A 17,644-nucleotide genomic window follows, 5' to 3' on the forward strand; every position below is an offset into this window, starting at 1 on the left:
GACGCTGCGGGCGCTCAGAACCAGGCACGCAGTCGCTGCATCCATTCATCGGTCCAGCGGCCAACTGCCTGGCCCGGGCGCTCCAGATACTCCCGCGCGAGCCGTTCCAGACGTTCGGGATGAGCGGCCAGCTGTTCCACTTCCAACCAGCCGTTCAGCGGGTGCGCCAGGCTCCAGGCCGGGTCGTCGATGCGGCAGTCCGGCAACCGGTAATGCAGGGCGGGACGCGGCTTGATCAGTTCGTGTTCCACCGGCGCCGCCGCAACGCGTTCGGGGTCCAGCTCCGCCAGTACCGGGAGCAGGTCCAGCGGACGGTTGCGCGTGGGGTTGTGCGCCAGCCAGGTGTCGATCAGCGATGCGCGGTCCGGGGTGAAATCGGGATCGAGGATGTAGCGTACGAAGGCGCCCGGGAACGGCCGGATGTAGGGCGACAGGCGGCGCGACAGGTCGATGGCCCCCGCCTGCGCGAGGATCTCGTACATGAGCACGAAGGCCCGCATTACGGCCAGCAGCCATTCGGGCTCGCGGCTGTGGATCTCGATGTTCAGCTGCAGCCCGAACGCGTACAGCAGCGAGCGCTCGGTCCCCAGCGCGCCTTCCTGTTGCAGTGCGGCACGCACCCGGTCCAGTCGGGGCAGCTGCGCAGGTTCCAGGGGTGGCGCGACGATCTCGTGCGGGACCAGGCGCCCGGCGGCATCGGCCAGCCAGGCCTCCAGTGCTTCCTGGTCGCGGTCTTCCAGGTCGACCCCCAGGCGGGCCAGGTGCTCGCGATAGCCGCGGTCCTTGAGTACGCGGGCATCCAGCTCCAGCTGGAAATCCCCCGCGTCGCTGTCGCGGACATGCAGCACGAAGGCATGCTCGGCCTCGATGTGCCCGCCGAATTCGTCGATGATGGCGCGGGCCATCGTTTCCAGCGAGACGCCCGCCATCTCGATTTCCACGCCGACCCGGCGCAGGGCCCCCTCGGGGGTCCGGGTCCACGGCAGTGGCTGAAACGAAGTGGTGGACATGCGGCGGCTCTCCTGGCGACGCTGTTCGGTCGGACTGTTCGGGCATGGTAGCGCGTTGCGCCACCATCGCACGCCCCGGTGTACGCGGGCGGGGGCAGGCAGTACGATAAGCCCCTCCGCAACCCTGTGTCCCCGGTGTCCCGCATGGACCGTATCTATCTGCGCGATCTCGAAATCCCCGCCGTGGTCGGCGTCTACGACTGGGAACAGCGCATGCAGCGCCCGCTGCGCTTCGACATCGAGCTGGCGGCGGACACTCGCGTGGCCGCCCACTCCGGCGAGATCGAAGACACGGTTGACTACGAGGCCGTGGCCAACGCGGTGCGGGCCATCGTGACCCGCGAACCCCACATCCTGCTCGAATCCCTCGCCGAGGAGATCGCCGAGACCCTGATGGCGCAGTTCGGTTCGCCGTGGCTGCGCATTACCCTGGGCAAACCGGGCGCGGTGGCCGGGGTGCGCGAGGTGGGCATCACCATCGAACGCGGCTCGCTCGCCACCGACTGAGACCGAGCAGGCCCCGACCGACCGGCAGGACGCTTCCGCGCTTCCTGCTCCTGTTTCCCGCACAGATTTCCCGCACTGCTCCTTCCCGCGCGGCGCCCTTTCCGGTGGCGTCCCCGGCTCGTATTGCCCTCTTTTGGTGCGTCTGCACTTTGTGATTGCACCCGTTCGTGGCAATCACCCGTGGTTTGCCCGCAACAGCGTTGCATAAAACCGGATTTTGCCCCGTTTCACGTTTCTGGCACGCCCCCTGCAAGGAACGGGTGTCGACAAGCAGCGACATCCAGAAAACACGCAGAGGGAGTCAATCAATGAAGAAATTCGCCTATTCCGCCGTCGCCACCGCGATCCTGGCCGTCGGGTCCACCGGGGGTGTCGTCTTTACTTCCAGCGCGGCCGCCGAGGTGTCGGTCAATATCGGTGTGGTCTCCAACTATTATTTCCGGGGCTTTTCCGAAACCGATGATGGCGCTGCCATTCAGGGCGGCGTTGATTACGAGCACGCGTCCGGTTTTTATGCCGGTACCTGGGCCTCCAATGTGGACTTTGAAGATGAATCAACCAGCTACGAGCTGGATCTGTACGCCGGGTACGCCGATGAGTTCGATAACGGTTTTGGCTATGACGTCGGTTATATCTATTACGCCTACCCCGATGCCCGTGATGAGGACGGATCGCTGAGCGCCGATTTCGGTGAAGTGTACGGCGAGGTGAGTTTCGATACCGGACCGGTCGGCCTCTATGGGGGTCTCGCCTGGGTCGTCAACGACAGCGATGACTCGGTCCTGGAAGACGATGATCGTTATTACTACGCCGGGCTCGAGGTGCCCTTCGCCGAGGTCTATGCGATGGATTTTCTCGTCGGGCGTACTGACTTTGATGATTCCGATGCTGACAACTATACCCATTACACCGCCAGTCTTACGCGCGATGCCGCCGAATTCGGCGAGTTCAGCTTCAATCTCGAATACGAAGATGAATTCGACAAGGACGTGAAGGCTTGGGTGGGGTGGTCCACCAGCTTCTGAACCGTCCATTCCTCCATTGTTGCAACACGCGGTCCATATTTGCGGGCCGCTCAAGGAGTCAGACATGAAGATGATTACTGCCGTGATCAAGCCGTTCAAGCTTGATGATGTGCGCGAGGCGATGTCCGAGATCGGTGTGCAGGGCATCACCATGACCGAAGTCAAGGGTTTCGGTCGCCAGCGCGGCCACACCGAACTTTACCGCGGTGCCGAATACGTCGTGGACTTCCTGCCCAAGGTCAAGCTGGAGGTCGCGGTGGATGACAGCCTGGTCGACCAGGTGATCGAAGCCGTTTCGAAGGCCGCGAGCACCGGCAAGATCGGGGACGGAAAGATCTTTGTCTCGCCGGTCGAGCAGGTCCTGCGAATCCGCACGGGTGAAACCGGAACCGAAGCGCTTTGAGCGCCCATCTCGGTCATTATTAGATGAGGTAATCCGAAAATGGATATCGAACAGCAAGTCGTCGAGGTGGCCTACGCTCTCGACACCTTTTACTTCCTGATGGCCGGCGCACTGGTCATGTGGATGGCCGCGGGCTTTACCATGCTCGAGGCCGGCATGGTGCGCACCAAGAGCGTGGCCGAAATCCTCACCAAGAACATCTCCCTTTATTCCATCGCGTCGGTCATGTACATGCTGATCGGCTACAACATCATGTACAGCGAAGGACTCACCTCGTTGATCCCGGGGCTGGGTTTCTTTATCACCGGTGACAACGCCGTGGCCGACGTGCTGGGCAGCGGCGGTGATGTCTACTACTCCGATCGCGCGGACTTCTTCTTCCAGGTGGTCTTCGTGGCCACCGCGATGTCCATCGTGTCCGGGGCGGTTGCCGAACGCATGAAGCTGTGGGCCTTCCTCGCTTTCGCGGTGGTGCTCACCGGCGTGATCTACCCGATCCAGGGGTTCTGGAGCTGGGGTGGGGGTATCCTCGACCAGATCGGCTATCTCGATTACGCCGGCTCGGGCATCGTCCACTTCACCGGTGCCGTCGCTGCGCTGGCCGGCGTCCTGCTGCTGGGGGCGCGCAAGGGCAAGTACGGCAAGGACGGCCAGATCAACGCGATCCCGGGCTCCAGCATGCCGCTGGCGACGCTGGGCGTGCTGATCCTCTGGCTGGGCTGGTTCGGCTTCAACGGCGGTTCCGAGCTCAAGGTGTCCGACGTTGAATCCGCGAATGCCGTGGCGGCCGTGTTCACCAACACCAACCTGGCCGCGGCCGGGGGCGTGATTGCCGCGCTGATCACCACCCGTCTGATGTTCGGCAAGGCCGATCTGACCATGGCCCTGAACGGCGCGGTCGCCGGCCTGGTGTCCATCACCGCCGAACCGCTGATGCCCAGCCCGCTGCTGGCGACCTTCATCGGCGCCGTGGGTGGCGTGATCGTGGTGTTCTCCATCGTCGCCCTGGACAAGGTCAAGATCGATGACCCGGTGGGTGCGATCTCGGCCCACGGCACGGCCGGCATCTGGGGTGTCCTCGCGGTGCTGCTGTCCAACCCGGATGCGACCTTCGTGGCGCAGATCGCGGGTCTGGCGGCGATCTTCGTCTTCGTCTTCCTCGCCAGCCTGCTGGTGTGGTTCATCCTCAAGATGGCCATGGGCATCCGCCTGGGTGAAGAGGAAGAAGAGATCGGTGCCGACGTGACCGAGTGCGGCCTCGAGGCCTACCCCGAGTTCACGAACAAGTAACGCGAAACCCATAGCCTGTACGCAGGCTGGACGGGGCCGGAAGGCCGGCCCCGCAACTTGTCTCCTCCGACGCCGACAGCACGGTCTCTCCCAGGACCCGGAAGTTGGCCTTCAGGGCGCCCTCGCGGCGCCCTCTTTTTTGCGATGGTCCGTGCGGTTCCCGACGGTTACCATCATGCGCCCGTCCCCACGAGTAATGTCATGCAGCCCCTGCTGGAACTCCGTCAATTGCGAACCGACCGCCTCGGCCCCGTGGACCTGCGCGTGCAGCCCGGCGAACTGGTGCAGATCACCGGCGCCTCCGGCGCGGGGAAGTCGCTGTTGCTGCGGGCGATCGCCGATCTGGATCCGAACAGCGGCGAGGTGTGGCTGGACGGGCAGGCGCGCGATGCGCTGACGCCGCCGCAGTGGCGCCGGCAGGTGGCCTATGTCCCGGCGGAGACCGCCTGGTGGGGCGATCGCGTGGACGAGCATCTGCCCGCGGACTGGGCGCGCGACGATGCCGAGTCCTTCCTCGAGCATCTGGGGCTGGAACACGGCGCCCTGGACTGGGAGGTCGAACGACTGTCCAGTGGCGAGAAACAGCGACTGGGTCTGTTGCGGGCCCTGCTGACCGGGCCGCGCGTACTGCTGCTGGACGAACCCACGGCGAACCTGGATGAAGAGAACACCCGCCGCTTCGAGCGGCTGGTACGGGCCTGGATGGCCGAACGCGAAGCCGCGGCCCTGTGGGTCACCCACGACACCCAGCAGCGCGACCGTCTGGGCGGGCGCATCCTGACGCTGAGTGACGGCCGGCCGGAGGGCACATCATGGACCTGATCCGGCTCAGTCCGTTCGACCTCGCGCTGGCGGCGGTACTGGTGGTGCTGCTCGCCGGCGTGACCATGTGGGCCCGCATGGGCGTGGGCCGTACCCTGCTGATCGCCGCCGCGCGCACCGTGATCCAGCTGTTGCTGGTGGGCCTGGTATTGCAGACCCTGTTCGACCATGCCCACCTGGGCTGGGTCGCGCTGATGGCGGTGGTGATGCTGGCGGTGGCCGGCTACGAGGTGATGGCCCGCCAGCAGCGACGTTTTGCTGGAATCTGGGGCTACGGGATCGGCGCGGCCACCATGTTCGTGTCCTCGTTCGCGATTACCGTGCTGGCGCTGACGACCATGGTGGGCCCCAGCCCGTGGTGGGAACCGCAGTACGCGATCCCGCTGCTGGGGATGCTGCTGGGCAACACCATGACCGGCATCGCCCTGGGCCTCGATCGGCTCACGCAGAACGTGTGGCGCGAGCGGCGCACCATCGAGGGCCGGCTGGCGCTGGGGGCGTCGTGGAGCGAGGCCGTCACCACCATGCGGCGCGAGGCGGCGCGCTCCGGACTGATGCCCACCATCAACGCGATGGCCGCCGCGGGCATCGTCAGCCTGCCGGGCATGATGACCGGACAGATCCTCGCCGGCGCCCCGCCGGTGGAGGCGGTCAAGTACCAGATCCTGATCATGTTCCTGATCGCCGCCGGCACCGGCTTCGGCGCCATCGGCGCGGTGTGGTTCGCATCCAGCCGCCTGTTCGACCACCGCCAGCGTCTGCGCCTGGACCGTCTGAAGCCCGGACGCCACACCTGAGCGTACCGTCCGGGTCGGGTACGGTTTCGCGCGATCAGGCGAACAGCTTGCGGCGGAAGAATTCCGGGGTGGCGCCGGCGGCGCGGTGGATGGCCGCGTTGTAGTAGTGCGTGACGAACGGGATCTCCTCGGCGGCTTCCTCGCGCAGGAAGGCGACCGGGGCGTCCTTGGAGGCGATGGTGCAGGTCCACCAGCCGGAGGGGTAGGTGGGCTGCGGGAAGTGCATGGTCAGGGCGTCGATGAAACCCGCCATGCGCATACTGTCGTGCATCGGCCGCAGGATGCTGTCGGTATGCAGCAGCGGGGATTCGCTCTGCTGCACCAGCAGGCCATCGGAGCCCAGCGCCTTCACGCAGTCGCGGTAGAAATCCGCGGAGAACAGCCCTTCGGCCGGGCCGACCGGGTCGGTGGAGTCGACGATGATCACGTCGATGGAGCCGGGGTCCGCGTCCTTGATGAACTGGATGCCGTCATCGAACAGGAGTTCGGCGCGCGGGTCGTCGTTGGCGTCGCACAGCTCGGGGAAGTACTGCTCGGACAGGCGGGTCACGCGTTCGTCGATATCCACCTGCGTGGCCTTTTCCACCTCGTCGTGCTTGAGTACCTCGCGCAGGGTGCCGCAGTCGCCGCCGCCGATGATCACCACGTTCTTCGGTGCGTTGTGCGAATACAGGACCGGATGCGACATCATTTCGTGGTAGATGAAGTTGTCGCGGCCGGTGAGCATCACGAAGCCGTCGATCACCATCAGGTTGCCGAAGCCCGTGGTCTCGAAGATCTCGATCTTCTGATAGGGCGTCTGCTCCTCGTGGAGCTTTTTCGTAATGCGCAGGGACATCGCGATGTCGCGGTCGGGCTCGGTGAACCAGTTGTCGTCGAGTGCCATCGGGCGGGCTCCCCTTGTGCATGGGTGAACGGTAGGATGCGCCGCCATGATAGTGCCCTGTATCCTGCGGGCAACTCCGACCTTCCCCAACCGCGGAACCGCCATGTCAGCCACGTCCTGGACCCTGGATGATGCGCGCCGTACCTACGGCATCGATCACTGGAACGGGGACTTCTTCGAGATCAATGCGTCCGGGCATGTCTGCATGCGCCGGCCGGACTGGCCGGAACACCCCGGCGTGGATCTGCACGCGCTGGCCTGCCGCCTGCGCGAGGAGCACGTGGGCCCGCCGGTGCTGGTGCGCTTTCAGGACGTGCTCGACGGTCGCGTGCGGCGCCTGTCGCGTGCCTTCGCGCGGGCGGCCGAGGAGCTGGATTACCACGGCGACTTCACCGCGATCTATCCGATCAAGGTCAACCAGCAGCGTTCGGTGGTCGAGCGCATCCTCGCCGCCGGCGATCACGCGGATGCCGAAGGCCACCGGCCGCAGGTGGGTCTGGAGGCCGGCTCCAAGCCGGAGCTGATCGCGGTGCTGGCGCAGTCGCGCCCCGGGTCGGTCATCATCTGCAACGGCTACAAGGACCGCGAATACGTGCGCCTGGCCCTGATCGGGCGGCAGCTCGGCCACCGGGTGTACATCGTGATCGAGAAACCCTCGGAGCTCGAGGAGGTGATCCGCCAGGCCGAAGCCATGGACATATCGCCGCTGCTGGGGCTGCGCGTGCGCCTGGCGTCCATCGGCAAGGGCAAGTGGCAGAACACCGGCGGCGAGAAGGCCAAGTTCGGCCTTTCCGCGGCGGACGTGCTGGCAATCCTCGAGCGCCTGCGCGGGCTCGACTGGCTCGATCGCCTGCAGCTGCTGCATTTCCACATGGGGTCGCAGATCGCCAACATCCGCGACATCCAGAACGGCATGGGCGAGGCGGCCAGTTATTTCGCCGCGCTGCACGAGGCCGGGGCCGGCATCCGCGTGGTGGACGTGGGCGGCGGCCTCGGTATCGACTACGAGGGCTCGCGTTCGCGCAACGAATGCTCCATCAACTACTCGGTGGAGGAATACGCCCTCAACATCCTGCGCCCGCTCAGCCGCATCTGCCACGAGCACGACCTGCCGATGCCCGAGGTGTTCAGCGAGTCCGGGCGTGCCCTGACCGCGCATCACGCGGTGCTGATCACCAACGTGATCGACTGCGAACCGGCCCCCGGGGACGGCCCCGTGCCGCCGCCGGCCGCCGACGAGCCGCCCGAGATCGCGACCCTGCGGGCGCTGCTGGAGGACAGTGCGCGTCCGCCGTCCGAGGTCTTCCACGACGCCGCCTGGCATCTGGCCGAGGTGCAGGCGCAGTTCGCCCGCGGCCTGCTTTCGCTGGCCGACCGCGCCCGCGCCGAGGCGCTGTACTTCGCCCTGTGCCAGCGACTGCTGGCGGACCCGGATGCCCTGCCGGCCGAGATCCATGCCGAGCTGACCGACAAGCTGGCGGACAAGGTCTTCTGCAACTTCTCCGTGTTCCAGTCCATCCCCGACACCTGGGCGATCGACCAGATCTTCCCGATCATGCCGCTGCACCGGCTGGATCAGGCGCCCACGCGCCGTGCGGTGCTGCAGGACCTGACCTGCGACTCCGACGGCCACGTGGAGTACTACGTGGAGCGCGAAGGCACCCACACCACGCTGGCCCTGCACGAGTGGGAGCCCGCGCGGCCGTATTATCTGGGGATCTTCCTGGTGGGGGCCTATCAGGAGATCCTGGGCGATCTGCACAACCTGTTCGGCGACACCGACACGGTGAACGTCGAGCTCACCCCCGACGGCGGCTACCGTCTGGTCGACCCCGAGCGCGGCGACACCGTGGACGAACTGCTGTCCTACGTGCACTTCGCCCCCGACGACCTGCGCCGCGCGTTCCGCGCCCGCATCGACGCTGCCGGCCTGCGCGGCGAGGCGGCGGGGCGGCTGCTGGCGGAGCTGGAGCACGGCCTGACCGGCTACACCTATCTGGAGGACTGAAATGCAGTGCTACGTCTATCGCGCCACGCGGCGCGCCGACACCTATGTCTATCTGCCGGAGAAGGACGACTTCTCCGATCTGCCCGACACCCTGATGAAGGCCCTGGGCAGCCTCGAATTCGCGCTGGAGTTCGAGCTGACCCCCGACCGCACCCTGGCGCAGGAAGACCCGCAGAAGGTCCTCGCCAACCTGCAGGACCAGGGCTTCCACCTGCAGGTCCCGCCGCCGGACGACAAGCTCGACCCGTGGCAGGGCGGGGTGTCGGGCTGATCGGAGCGGACGCTTACCAGAGGCAGCGGATCGGGAATGTCTGCAGGGCCGGGTCCGCGGTGACCAGCGGGACCTGTTCCAGTTCGGCCTGAGCTGCGAGGACCCGGTCGAACGGGTCCCGGTGTTCCTGGGGGTAGGACCCGGCATGGATGGCCTGTCGGTAATTCACGGCCAGATGCGAGAACCCGTCGGCGGTGATCAGCTCATCGAAGTCGCGGAGCACCCTCGCCCCGATCGCGAGCTTGCCCAGACGGCACTTGGTCGCGATCTCCCAGGCGCTGGCCGCACTCACCAGCACCGTGTGTGTTTCGTCCTGGATGGTATTTCTGGCAGTGGTGGAGAGTTTCGGGTCGTCGGTCATCCACCACAAGAGGGCGTGCGTATCCAGCAGGACTCGCATCACTCTTCCCATGCGCGAAGTTCTTCCTCGGGCAGGGGCTCGAAGAAGGATTCCTCCACACGGCCCTTAACCCTGCCGGGCTGCCGTTTCTGCGGTGTGCCCTCCAGCGGGACCAGCCGTGCATAGGGGCGCCCGGCGCGCGACAGGATGATCTCCTCGCCGTCGTGTGCCCTTTTCAGCAGACGCGATAAATGAGTTTTCGCTTCATGCACGTTCACGGTGGTGGTCATCAAGGCACCTGTACAACCTGGTCATCTGATTAGTCTATGCGAGGGACGCTGTCGCGACAACGCTAGCCAAGCACTGCTCTGCATAAATCTGTATAGTGACGGCCCTTTTGCCAGTACCCAGAGTTCGTATTCCATGACCGAGAAGCTTCGCAACATCGCCATCATCGCCCACGTCGACCATGGCAAGACCACGCTGGTCGACCAGCTCCTGCGCCAGTCCGGCACCCTCGACGAACGTGGCGACCACGGCGAGCGGGTCATGGATTCCAACGCGCTGGAGCAGGAACGCGGGATCACCATCCTGTCGAAGAACACCGCCATCAAGTGGCAGGACTACCGCATCAACATCGTTGACACCCCCGGACACGCCGACTTCGGTGGCGAGGTCGAGCGCGTGCTGTCGATGGTCGACTCCGTGCTGCTGCTGGTGGACGCGGTGGACGGCCCCATGCCGCAGACCCGCTTCGTGACCCAGAAGGCCTTCGCGATGGGCTTCAAGCCGATCGTGGTGGTCAACAAGGTCGATCGCCCGGGGGCGCGTCCGGACTGGGCCGTGGATCAGGTCTTCGACCTGTTCGATCGCCTCGGGGCCAGCGACGAGCAGCTGGACTTCCCGATCGTCTACGCCTCGGCGCTCAACGGCTTCGCCGGCATGGACTCGGACGTGACCGACGGCGACATGACCTGCCTGCTGGAGACCATCGTCGAGCACGTGTCGCCGCCGGACGTGGACGCCGACGGTCCGTTCCAGATGCAGGTCTCCTCGCTGGACTACAACTCCTACCAGGGCCTGATCGGCGTGGGCCGGGTAAAGCGCGGACGCATCACCCCGAATACCCAGGTCAAGGTGATCGACCGCGAGGGCGGCGTGCGCAACGGCCGCATGCTGCAGATCATGGGCTTCCACGGGCTGGACCGGGTGGATGTCAGCGAGGCCAACGCCGGCGACATCATCACCTTCACCGGCATGGACAAGCTGTTCATCTCCGACACCCTGTGCGACCCGAGCAATGTCGAGGCCCTGCCGGCCCTGACCGTGGACGAGCCCACGGTGAGCATGACCTTCCAGGTGAACACCTCCCCGCTGGCCGGCAAGGAGGGCAAGTACGTCACCTCCCGCGTGATTCGCGAGCGCCTGGACGAGGAGCTCAAGCACAACGTCGCCCTGCGGGTGGAAGATACCGAGGATCCCGACAAGTTCCGCGTCTCCGGCCGCGGCGAGCTGCACCTGGGCATCCTCATCGAGAACATGCGCCGCGAGGGCTACGAGCTCGGCGTCTCGCGTCCCGAGGTGGTCATCCGCGAGGTCGACGGGGTCAAGCAGGAGCCCTACGAGACCGTGACCGTGGACATCGAGGAAGAGCACCAGGGCACGGTGATGGAGAAGCTGGGCGAGCGCCGCGGCGAACTCACCAACATGATGCCGGACGGCAAGGGCCGGGTGCGCCTGGACTACACCATCCCCTCGCGCGGGCTGATCGGCTTCCAGACCGAGTTCATGACCGCGACCTCCGGCACCGGCATCCTGCACCACGTGTTCGATCACTACGGGCCGTTGTCCACGACGGGCTCGGTGGCCTCGCGCCAGAACGGCGTGCTGATCGCCAACGCGCCCGGCAAGGCGATCGGTTTTGCCCTGTTCAACCTGCAGGACCGCGGCAAGCTGTTCATCGGTCCCGGCGAGGAGGTCTACGAGGGCATGGTCATCGGCCTGCACGCGCGTGAGAACGACCTGGTCGTGAACGCCCTCAAGGCCAAGCAGCTCACCAACGTGCGCGCCGCCGGCACCGACGAGAACATCCAGCTGACCCCGCCGGTGCGCATGACGCTGGAGCAGGCGATCGAGTTCATCGATGACGACGAACTCGTCGAGGTCACCCCGAGCGCCATCCGCATCCGCAAGAAGCTCCTGCTGGAGCACGAGCGCAAAAAGGCCTCGCGCGCCGCCGCCAACGCCTGACGCCTGTCCCCGCCCCGGTGCCAGCACCGGGGCGGAGTGCTACCCTGAGCCTTGACGTGTACGCGATATTGGCGCGAGGACGACGTGTGGACTTGAATTTTGGCGATGTCGTCCGTTGAGCCTGACGGCCGCCATTGGACGTCTCATCCGTCCAGTTGCCGCAGTATGCTGTCCAGCTCCCGGGCCATGACCGGGACGTCGGTGGTGGCGGTATTCCAGATAATACGGTCGTCGATCTTCGCATAACCGTGGATCAGCAGGTTTCGCAGATCCACGGCCGCTCTCAATTGCGGGATCTGTCGCGCCACGTCGGGATTGGCTTTTTCCAGCTGGCCCAGCGCCTCGCCCAGAATCTCCAGCTGCCGCTCAACGGCCGAACGCATCAGATCGCTGGCAACGTAGTCCTCTTCATTTGCGTCCTTCACGAATTCCGCCACGCGTCGGGCGGCTTCACGCGCATCCCACAGGTAAGCCCGCGGATCACGCCGCATGGACCGCTTCCCGAGATTTTTCAATATCCGCGAGGACGTACGGATTGGTCACGCTTTCCGGCATCACCAGGTCCACGGGCCGCCCAAGAATGTTGCTCAACTTTCTGCGCAGGGCGAGGAATTGCTCCAGAGAGCATTCGGTCTGGTCCGGACCGAATTCCACCAGGAAATCCACGTCCGAACATTGAGGGTCGAAATCATCCCCACGGGCTGCAGACCCGAAAACCTCCAGCCGCGATACACCGAAGTCGCGGCAGACCGATTGGAGCGCTTTACGATGTTGCTGGATCAATGGATGCATGCCCGAGCCTCCTGTCCTCCTACGATACGACAGTCACGCCCGGGGCGCAGCCACAAGGCGTTGCCCGCCCGAACGCATATGCTGCCGCAGTGCGGCACTCCCCACGGCCAGACCGGCTGGGGCCTCACGCCATGTTGAGGTGTTACTGCGGTTCGGGCTGGTCTTCGGCGTCCATGCGGGCGAGCATGCGCATGCCGCCGGCCATGCAGGTCAGTGCCGAGTGGGTGGCTTCGTCGAATGTGGCCGGGTCGTCGTGCAGCACGCTGGCCGGCGGGAGTTGCCAGTATTTCGGGCGGCAGCCGGGCGGGCGACCGGCCGGCATGGCCTCCGCGGCCTCGGCGTCCACCGCCACCAGCAGGTCCGCCCACTCCAGGTCCTCGCGCGCGAGTTCGCCCATGGCCGGGCGCGGGCGCACCTCCAGCCATTCGGCCACGTCCCTGTCCTGCGCGGCCAGTTCGGCCACGCGATCGGCGCGGCCGTCATCCCCGGCGGCGGCCACCAGCAGCCGCGCCCGGCGCTTAAACATCTCCGCTCCCCTGCGGGTTCATTTGGCGACGGCCCGCGCGGGGCCGCAGGATGCCGGGATCATCATTCATCGCGGAGAACCTCTGATGGCCGAATTCGACTGGTCGCAGTATGCCCTGAGCGAGCTGAAGCTGGTGTATACCACGCTGCATGCCCAGCTGACCCTGCAGCCGGAGCTGATGGACTCGAAACTGATGGAAGACCTGCAGGCCCACCTCCAGCAGGCAGCGAAGGCCGACGGCGTGGACGCCTCCACCCACTCCCAGTGGGCCGCCTGGCTCAACGATCGCTGACGGGGAATTGCTCAAGCTGGATCACCAGTTCGGGCAAATGGGTCTGCACCAGGCTCGCGCGACACCCTTCGCGCCCCCGGGCATCGCGAGCCGAGAAGTCTCCACCGTCATCGCGAGTCGCGAAGCGACGTGGCGATCTCCATCCGAAACCACCTGATCCTGCGTGCAACCAGCGTCGGCCGATTGCCACGTCGCCTTGCGGCTCCTCGCAATGACGGGGTGCCCGGAGTGTCGCCAGGACCCGGTCACGTTCAAGTGGCGATGATGCGAGGGGCTGTCCCGCAAGCGTTGTACCGGTCGCATGAGGCGGCATCATCCCGATTCCCGGTCAGGCGTCGCCGGCGGTTGCCTTGCGGTGCTCGGCGGCGAAGTCGAGCATGCGCTGCGTTGCGGTCAGGGCCTTCAGGCGGGCGTCCTCGTCGATGAAGATCTCGTTGGTGGCCGGTTCGGCGGTGTCTTCCAGCGTATTGGCCAGCGAGACCAGATCGTTCATCGCCATCCACGGACAGTGGGCGCAGCTGGTGCAGGTCGCGCTCTCGCCGCCGGTGGGGGCCTCGATCAAGGTCTTGTCCGGGGCCGCCTCGCGCATCTTGTAGAAGATGCCCTTGTCGGTCGCCACGATGAACTCCGGCTCGTCGCGGTCCTTCACCGCGGCGATCAGCTGGCTGGTGGAGCCCACCACGTCGGCCTGATGGATCACCTCGCGCGGCGACTCCGGATGCACCAGCACGGCCGCGTCCGGATGTCGGCTGCGCAGATCCTCCAGCGCCCACGAGCGGAACTCGTCGTGCACCACGCAGGAGCCGTCCCACAGCACCATGTCGGCGCCGGTGGTGCGGCGGATGTAGTCGCCCAGGTGCTTGTCGGGCGCCCACAGGACCTTCTTCCCCTGATCGCGCAGGTGCTCCACCAGCGGCACCGCGATGCTGGAGGTGACCACGTAGTCCGCCTGCGCCTTCACGTCCACCGAGGTGTTCGAGTACACCACCACGGTGTGGTCCGGGTGCTGCGCGCGGAATTTCGCGAACTCGTCCGCCGGGCAGCCCAGGTCCAGCGAGCACTCGGCCTCCAGCGTGGGCATCAGCACGCGTTTTTCCGGGCTGAGGATCTTGGCCGTCTCGCCCATGAAACGCACCCCGGCCACCACCAGCGTGCTGGCCGGATGGTCCTTGCCGAAGCGCGCCATCTCCAGCGAATCCGCCACGCAGCCGCCGGTCTCGTCGGCCAGGCGCTGCAGCGATTCGTCCACGTAGTAATGCGCCACCAGCACCGCATCGCGCTCGCGCAGCAGGCGCTTGATGCGTTCCACCAGCTCCGCACGCTGGCGATCGTTCAGGTGATGCAGCCCGGCGGTCACGTGCGCCGTGGACGGCACGTGGAACTGCGGTTGGTCGGCCACCGGTGCGTTCATGGGAATCCTCGCCGTCATTACAGTCTGCTTATAATACGACAGCCCCCTTTCCGGTGTCGTTCCGGCCCTGTCATGACCGAGCTTGAGCAGCAGTACCGACAATTTTCCTTCGACCAGCGCATGGAGATGGCGCTGGCCGCCGTCCTCGACCCGTGCTGGCGCCCGTTTCTGGTGCGCGACCAGCATGCCCAGGTCAAGGCGTATTTCTCCCGCCGTCTCGATCTGCAGCCCGAGGAAGTCGCGCTGTTGCTGGCGGACCCCAACCAGACCGTGCGCCTGAACTGCGCCAAGCGGCCCGACCTCACCCCGGAGCAGGTGGCCGCCTGCGTGAATGACCGCGACCCCAACCTGCGCTACTTCGTGGCCCGCAACCCGCTGCTGAGCGAAGGCCAGCGGGAACAACTGATGGACGACGAGGACGAACTGGTACGCATTGCCGTGCGCAAGGGCCCCAAGCAGCGCGGCACCCGCGCCCGACCCGGCCAGGCCGAGATGATCCGTTGACCGATACCCAGCCCGAAAAACCCCAACGCCCGAAACCCACCGCGCGCCGCCGTGCGCTCGGCTGGGGCATCCAGATCGCCATCGCGCTGGCCATCTTCCTTTTGGTGCGCGCATGGATGGCCCGCGACATGGTGGAAGGCCCGGCCCCCGAGTTCGAGGCCGAACTGCTCGACGGCTCGCCCGTGGCCCTCGCCGACTACGTGGGCGACGAACCCGTGCTGCTGCATTTCTGGGCCAGCTGGTGCGCCATCTGCCGGCTGGAGGAAGGCGAGATCGTGCGCCTGTCGGACAGCCATCCGGTACTGACCGTCGCCATGCAGTCCGGCGAGCGCGAAGAGGTCATCGCGCACCTCAACGAACGCGAGCGCGAACTGGCCACCATCAACGACCCGCAGGGCCAGCTCGCCGCCCGCTACGGCGTCCAGGGCGTCCCCGCCAGCTTCATCATCAACACCGACGGCGACGTCGTCTTCCGCAAGCAGGGCTACGCCCCGCCGCTGGAACTGCGCTTCCGCCTCTGGCTCGCCCGCTGGCTCTGATGGTGCAGCCCCGGGCGGCCTGTTCCACCCGCAGCTCATGGGGCGCGGGCCATGGGATTTGGGCAGTACAGGCCCAAGAGTTACACTGAAAAGTGTAACTCCGGGAGGCAAAGATGGAAGCCACCACCAAGGACATGCGGCTCCACAGCCGCGAACTCCTCGCCGCGATCGATCGCGGAGAGGAGATCGTGATCACCTATCATGGCCGCAAGCGGGCGCGTCTGGTCCCCTTCACCCTCCGCGAGGAAAACGGGCAAGAAGAGGGGGCTCGCAATCCGTTGTTCGGACTCTGGGGTGACCGGACCGGATCGGTAGACGACCAGGTTCGGCGGATGCGCCAACCGAGGGCGTTCGACTGATGCTGGTGGACACGGACGTCCTGATCTGGAACCTGCGCGGGAACCGGAAAGCGGGGGACTGGCTCGACAGTTCGCCCGGATTCACGGTGTCTGCGGTGACGTACATGGAGCTGGTCCAGGGCCTGCGGAACCAGGTCGAATTCCGGATGCTTCGGCAGGCCATGCGCTACTGGGATGCCACGATTCATCCCGTCAGCGAAGCGATTTCGACTCGTGCCACCTTCCTGGTCGAGACGAATGCGCTCAGCCACAACATGCAAATGGCCGATGCCCTGGTTGCCGCAACGGCCACCCAGCTTGGCCTGCCTCTGGTCACGGCCAACGATCGCCACTACCGCCACATCGAAGGCCTCGAAATCCATCTGTTCCGACCGGAATAAGGTCTCACTCATGCCGTCTTCGGCCAGAGGACGGGCCCCGCGGCCCGGGGGTGCCTTGTAGGAGCGCAGCCCCCTGCGCGATCCGGTGCTCGTGCAGTACGCGAAAGCCCCTCATTGGTGTCCATCTCGCCCACGTTGCGACGCCGGCGCGCGGTGTCAGCTGGCTACCAGGCGTTCTCCGGGAGGGATGCTTGTCATCGCTGGAGAATGCGTACAGTATTGCGTACATGTACAGGTTCAATGACGGCGAGGTATACCATGGATGCCATTAGCTACACGGCGGCCCGGAGCCAGCTGGCCAGGACGATGGAGAAGGTCTGCGAGGACCATTCGGCCGTCATCATTACCCGGAGCAAGGCTCCATCCGTGGTGATGATGTCGCTGGAAGACTATGAAGCCCTGCAGGAGACCTCGTACCTGCTCCGTGCCCCCGAGAACGCCCGCCGGCTTCTTGAATCGGTGGTCGAACTGGAACGCGGGGGAGGTCTGGAGAAGGACATCGAGGAATGAAGCTGCTCTTCTCCGAGCATGCGTGGGAAGACTATCTGTACTGGCAGCGCCACGACCGGAAGACCGTCAAGCGCATCAATGAGCTCATTCGGGCCATTCAGCGCGACCCCTTCGAGGGCATTGGCAAGCCCGAACCGCTCAGGTACGGCCTTTCAGGCTACTGGTCCCGCCGAATCTCCACCGAACATCGGATCGTCTACAAGATCGATGAAGACACTGTGCTCATCGCACAGCTCCGTTACCACTACTGACCCGAACGATCGCCTCAGGCCGCTCGCGGTTCGATCTCGCGGCGCACCCGCTCGGCAAGTTCGAGCTGTGCCTGCCTGAGTTCGAATTCCAGCTGGAGATTCAGCCAGAAACGTTCGGACGTTCCGAAATAGCGTGCCAGCCTCATGGCCGTGTCGGCGGAGATGCCGCGTTGCTCGCGCACGATGTCATTCATGCGCGTTGTCGGCACATGCAGGGCACCGGCAAGGGCGTTCACGCTCATGCCCAGCGGTGCCAGATATTCCTCGCGCAGGATCTCGCCCGGATGGACGGGCCGCATACCGTTTGAACTCATGCCGTCGCTCCTCCCGAAGCCTTTTGCTCAGTGGTAGTCGACGATCTCCACATCTTCGACACCCTCGTTCGTCCACCGAAAACAGATCCGCCACTGCGCGTTGATCCGGATACTGTGTTGCCCCGCCCGGTTCCCCGTCAGAGATTCCAGCCGGTTA

The 17,644-nt window shown here is 65.5% G+C and carries 25 protein-coding genes and 1 pseudogene; 16 read left to right on the top strand and 10 right to left on the bottom strand.

Going from position 1 to position 17,644, the window contains the following annotated elements; translation table 11 throughout:
- Nucleotides 1–14: 14 nt before the first annotated feature.
- Nucleotides 15–1,010 (bottom strand): amidoligase family protein, encoded by a 996-nt coding sequence (locus F573_RS0104895; protein WP_019021668.1) that lies wholly within the window; start codon nt 1,008–1,010, stop codon nt 15–17.
- Nucleotides 1,011–1,154: 144 nt separating this feature from the next.
- Between F573_RS0104895 and folB the strand changes: the two genes are divergently transcribed.
- From folB to fetB, 6 genes are all read left to right on the top strand, one after another.
- Nucleotides 1,155–1,517, top strand: a complete 363-nt coding sequence (folB, locus tag F573_RS0104900; RefSeq protein ID WP_018869194.1) for a dihydroneopterin aldolase — start codon at nt 1,155–1,157, stop codon at nt 1,515–1,517.
- A gap of 308 nt (nt 1,518–1,825) precedes the next feature.
- Nucleotides 1,826–2,542 (top strand): TorF family putative porin, encoded by a 717-nt coding sequence (locus tag F573_RS0104905; RefSeq protein WP_019021669.1) that lies wholly within the window; start codon nt 1,826–1,828, stop codon nt 2,540–2,542.
- 64 nt (nt 2,543–2,606) lie between these two features.
- Nucleotides 2,607–2,945, top strand: coding sequence for a P-II family nitrogen regulator (gene glnK / locus F573_RS0104910; protein WP_018869196.1), 339 nt, complete (start codon nt 2,607–2,609; stop codon nt 2,943–2,945).
- Between the two features lie 39 nt (nt 2,946–2,984).
- Complete coding sequence (locus F573_RS0104915) at nt 2,985–4,235, top strand: ammonium transporter (RefSeq protein WP_019021670.1); 1,251 nt, start codon at nt 2,985–2,987, stop codon at nt 4,233–4,235.
- Between the two features lie 201 nt (nt 4,236–4,436).
- Entirely contained in the window at nt 4,437–5,057 is a 621-nt protein-coding gene (locus F573_RS0104920; RefSeq protein WP_019021671.1) for an ATP-binding cassette domain-containing protein, read from the top strand.
- The gene (fetB, locus tag F573_RS0104925; RefSeq protein WP_019021672.1) at nt 5,048–5,854 is read left to right on the top strand and encodes an iron export ABC transporter permease subunit FetB; all 807 of its coding nucleotides are present in this window, start codon (nt 5,048–5,050) and stop codon (nt 5,852–5,854) included. Before F573_RS0104920 ends, fetB begins: the two co-directional genes overlap by 10 nt.
- A 34-nt stretch (nt 5,855–5,888) precedes the next feature.
- Here fetB and speE read toward each other — a convergent pair whose 3' ends face one another.
- Nucleotides 5,889–6,740 carry a polyamine aminopropyltransferase gene (gene speE, locus F573_RS0104930; RefSeq protein WP_019021673.1) on the bottom strand — a complete coding sequence of 284 codons (852 nt, stop codon included), beginning with the start codon at nt 6,738–6,740 and terminating at the stop codon, nt 5,889–5,891.
- Nucleotides 6,741–6,843: 103 nt separating this feature from the next.
- Here speE and speA point away from each other — a divergent pair, with 103 nt between their 5' ends.
- Both speA and F573_RS0104940 read left to right on the top strand, forming a co-directional pair.
- Entirely contained in the window at nt 6,844–8,748 is a 1,905-nt protein-coding gene (gene speA, locus F573_RS0104935; RefSeq protein ID WP_019021674.1) for a biosynthetic arginine decarboxylase, read from the top strand.
- A gap of 1 nt (nt 8,749) precedes the next feature.
- The gene (locus F573_RS0104940) at nt 8,750–9,019 is read left to right on the top strand and encodes a YcgL domain-containing protein (RefSeq protein WP_019021675.1); all 270 of its coding nucleotides are present in this window, start codon (nt 8,750–8,752) and stop codon (nt 9,017–9,019) included.
- Between the two features lie 13 nt (nt 9,020–9,032).
- Here the strand turns inward: F573_RS0104940 and F573_RS0104945 are convergent, their stop codons facing one another.
- Nucleotides 9,033–9,419: a type II toxin-antitoxin system VapC family toxin gene (locus F573_RS0104945; RefSeq protein WP_019570243.1), complete on the bottom strand. Its 387-nt coding sequence runs from the start codon at nt 9,417–9,419 to the stop codon at nt 9,033–9,035.
- Nucleotides 9,419–9,649, bottom strand: a complete 231-nt coding sequence (locus tag F573_RS0104950) for a type II toxin-antitoxin system Phd/YefM family antitoxin (RefSeq protein WP_018869217.1) — start codon at nt 9,647–9,649, stop codon at nt 9,419–9,421. Before F573_RS0104950 ends, F573_RS0104945 begins: the two co-directional genes overlap by 1 nt.
- A gap of 133 nt (nt 9,650–9,782) precedes the next feature.
- On the opposite strand from F573_RS0104950, the gene typA reads away from it, so the two are divergent.
- The gene (gene typA, locus F573_RS0104955; protein ID WP_019021677.1) at nt 9,783–11,609 is read left to right on the top strand and encodes a translational GTPase TypA; all 1,827 of its coding nucleotides are present in this window, start codon (nt 9,783–9,785) and stop codon (nt 11,607–11,609) included.
- A gap of 143 nt (nt 11,610–11,752) precedes the next feature.
- Here the strand turns inward: typA and F573_RS0104960 are convergent, their stop codons facing one another.
- The 3 genes from F573_RS0104960 to F573_RS0104970 form a co-directional block, all read right to left on the bottom strand.
- The gene (locus tag F573_RS0104960) at nt 11,753–12,100 is read right to left on the bottom strand and encodes a DUF86 domain-containing protein (RefSeq protein ID WP_019021678.1); all 348 of its coding nucleotides are present in this window, start codon (nt 12,098–12,100) and stop codon (nt 11,753–11,755) included.
- On the bottom strand, nt 12,090–12,401 hold the full coding sequence (locus F573_RS0104965) for a nucleotidyltransferase family protein (RefSeq protein ID WP_019021679.1): 312 nt from the start codon (nt 12,399–12,401) through the stop codon (nt 12,090–12,092). Before F573_RS0104965 ends, F573_RS0104960 begins: the two co-directional genes overlap by 11 nt.
- Before the next feature lie 142 nt (nt 12,402–12,543).
- Nucleotides 12,544–12,927: a hypothetical protein gene (locus F573_RS0104970; RefSeq protein WP_019021680.1), complete on the bottom strand. Its 384-nt coding sequence runs from the start codon at nt 12,925–12,927 to the stop codon at nt 12,544–12,546.
- Nucleotides 12,928–13,012: 85 nt separating this feature from the next.
- Here F573_RS0104970 and F573_RS0104975 point away from each other — a divergent pair, with 85 nt between their 5' ends.
- On the top strand, nt 13,013–13,219 hold the full coding sequence (locus tag F573_RS0104975) for a hypothetical protein (RefSeq protein WP_018869220.1): 207 nt from the start codon (nt 13,013–13,015) through the stop codon (nt 13,217–13,219).
- 328 nt (nt 13,220–13,547) lie between these two features.
- Here F573_RS0104975 and nadA read toward each other — a convergent pair whose 3' ends face one another.
- On the bottom strand, nt 13,548–14,630 hold the full coding sequence (gene nadA, locus F573_RS0104980) for a quinolinate synthase NadA (RefSeq protein WP_019021681.1): 1,083 nt from the start codon (nt 14,628–14,630) through the stop codon (nt 13,548–13,550).
- A 72-nt stretch (nt 14,631–14,702) separates the two neighbouring features.
- On the opposite strand from nadA, the gene F573_RS0104985 reads away from it, so the two are divergent.
- The 6 genes from F573_RS0104985 to F573_RS0105010 all read left to right on the top strand — a co-directional run bounded on the left by F573_RS0104985 (nt 14,703) and on the right by F573_RS0105010 (nt 17,173).
- Entirely contained in the window at nt 14,703–15,134 is a 432-nt protein-coding gene (locus F573_RS0104985) for a hypothetical protein (protein ID WP_019021682.1), read from the top strand.
- A complete protein-coding gene (locus F573_RS0104990) occupies nt 15,131–15,673 on the top strand; it encodes a redoxin domain-containing protein (protein ID WP_019021683.1) in 543 nt (180 codons plus the stop codon). Before F573_RS0104985 ends, F573_RS0104990 begins: the two co-directional genes overlap by 4 nt.
- 113 nt (nt 15,674–15,786) lie before the next feature.
- Nucleotides 15,787–16,032, top strand: coding sequence for a type II toxin-antitoxin system Phd/YefM family antitoxin (locus F573_RS0104995; RefSeq protein WP_018869225.1), 246 nt, complete (start codon nt 15,787–15,789; stop codon nt 16,030–16,032).
- Nucleotides 16,032–16,412, top strand: coding sequence for a type II toxin-antitoxin system VapC family toxin (locus tag F573_RS0105000; RefSeq protein ID WP_019021684.1), 381 nt, complete (start codon nt 16,032–16,034; stop codon nt 16,410–16,412). Before F573_RS0104995 ends, F573_RS0105000 begins: the two co-directional genes overlap by 1 nt.
- Before the next feature lie 258 nt (nt 16,413–16,670).
- On the top strand, nt 16,671–16,922 hold the full coding sequence (locus F573_RS0105005; protein WP_026279434.1) for a type II toxin-antitoxin system Phd/YefM family antitoxin: 252 nt from the start codon (nt 16,671–16,673) through the stop codon (nt 16,920–16,922).
- On the top strand, nt 16,919–17,173 hold the full coding sequence (locus F573_RS0105010; RefSeq protein WP_019021685.1) for a Txe/YoeB family addiction module toxin: 255 nt from the start codon (nt 16,919–16,921) through the stop codon (nt 17,171–17,173). Before F573_RS0105005 ends, F573_RS0105010 begins: the two co-directional genes overlap by 4 nt.
- A gap of 14 nt (nt 17,174–17,187) precedes the next feature.
- On the opposite strand, the gene F573_RS0105015 is transcribed toward F573_RS0105010, so the two are convergent.
- Together F573_RS0105015 and F573_RS14790 are read right to left on the bottom strand one after the other, a co-directional pair.
- Complete coding sequence (locus F573_RS0105015; protein ID WP_026300803.1) at nt 17,188–17,487, bottom strand: HigA family addiction module antitoxin; 300 nt, start codon at nt 17,485–17,487, stop codon at nt 17,188–17,190.
- 27 nt (nt 17,488–17,514) lie between these two features.
- A pseudogene (locus F573_RS14790) lies at nt 17,515–17,643 on the bottom strand (type II toxin-antitoxin system RelE/ParE family toxin); the annotation flags it as partial.
- Nucleotide 17,644: the final 1 nt, after the last annotated feature.

It is taken from the genome of Thioalkalivibrio sp. ALE23 (genome assembly GCF_000378545.1).
Lineage (GTDB): Bacteria > Pseudomonadota > Gammaproteobacteria > Ectothiorhodospirales > Ectothiorhodospiraceae > Thioalkalivibrio.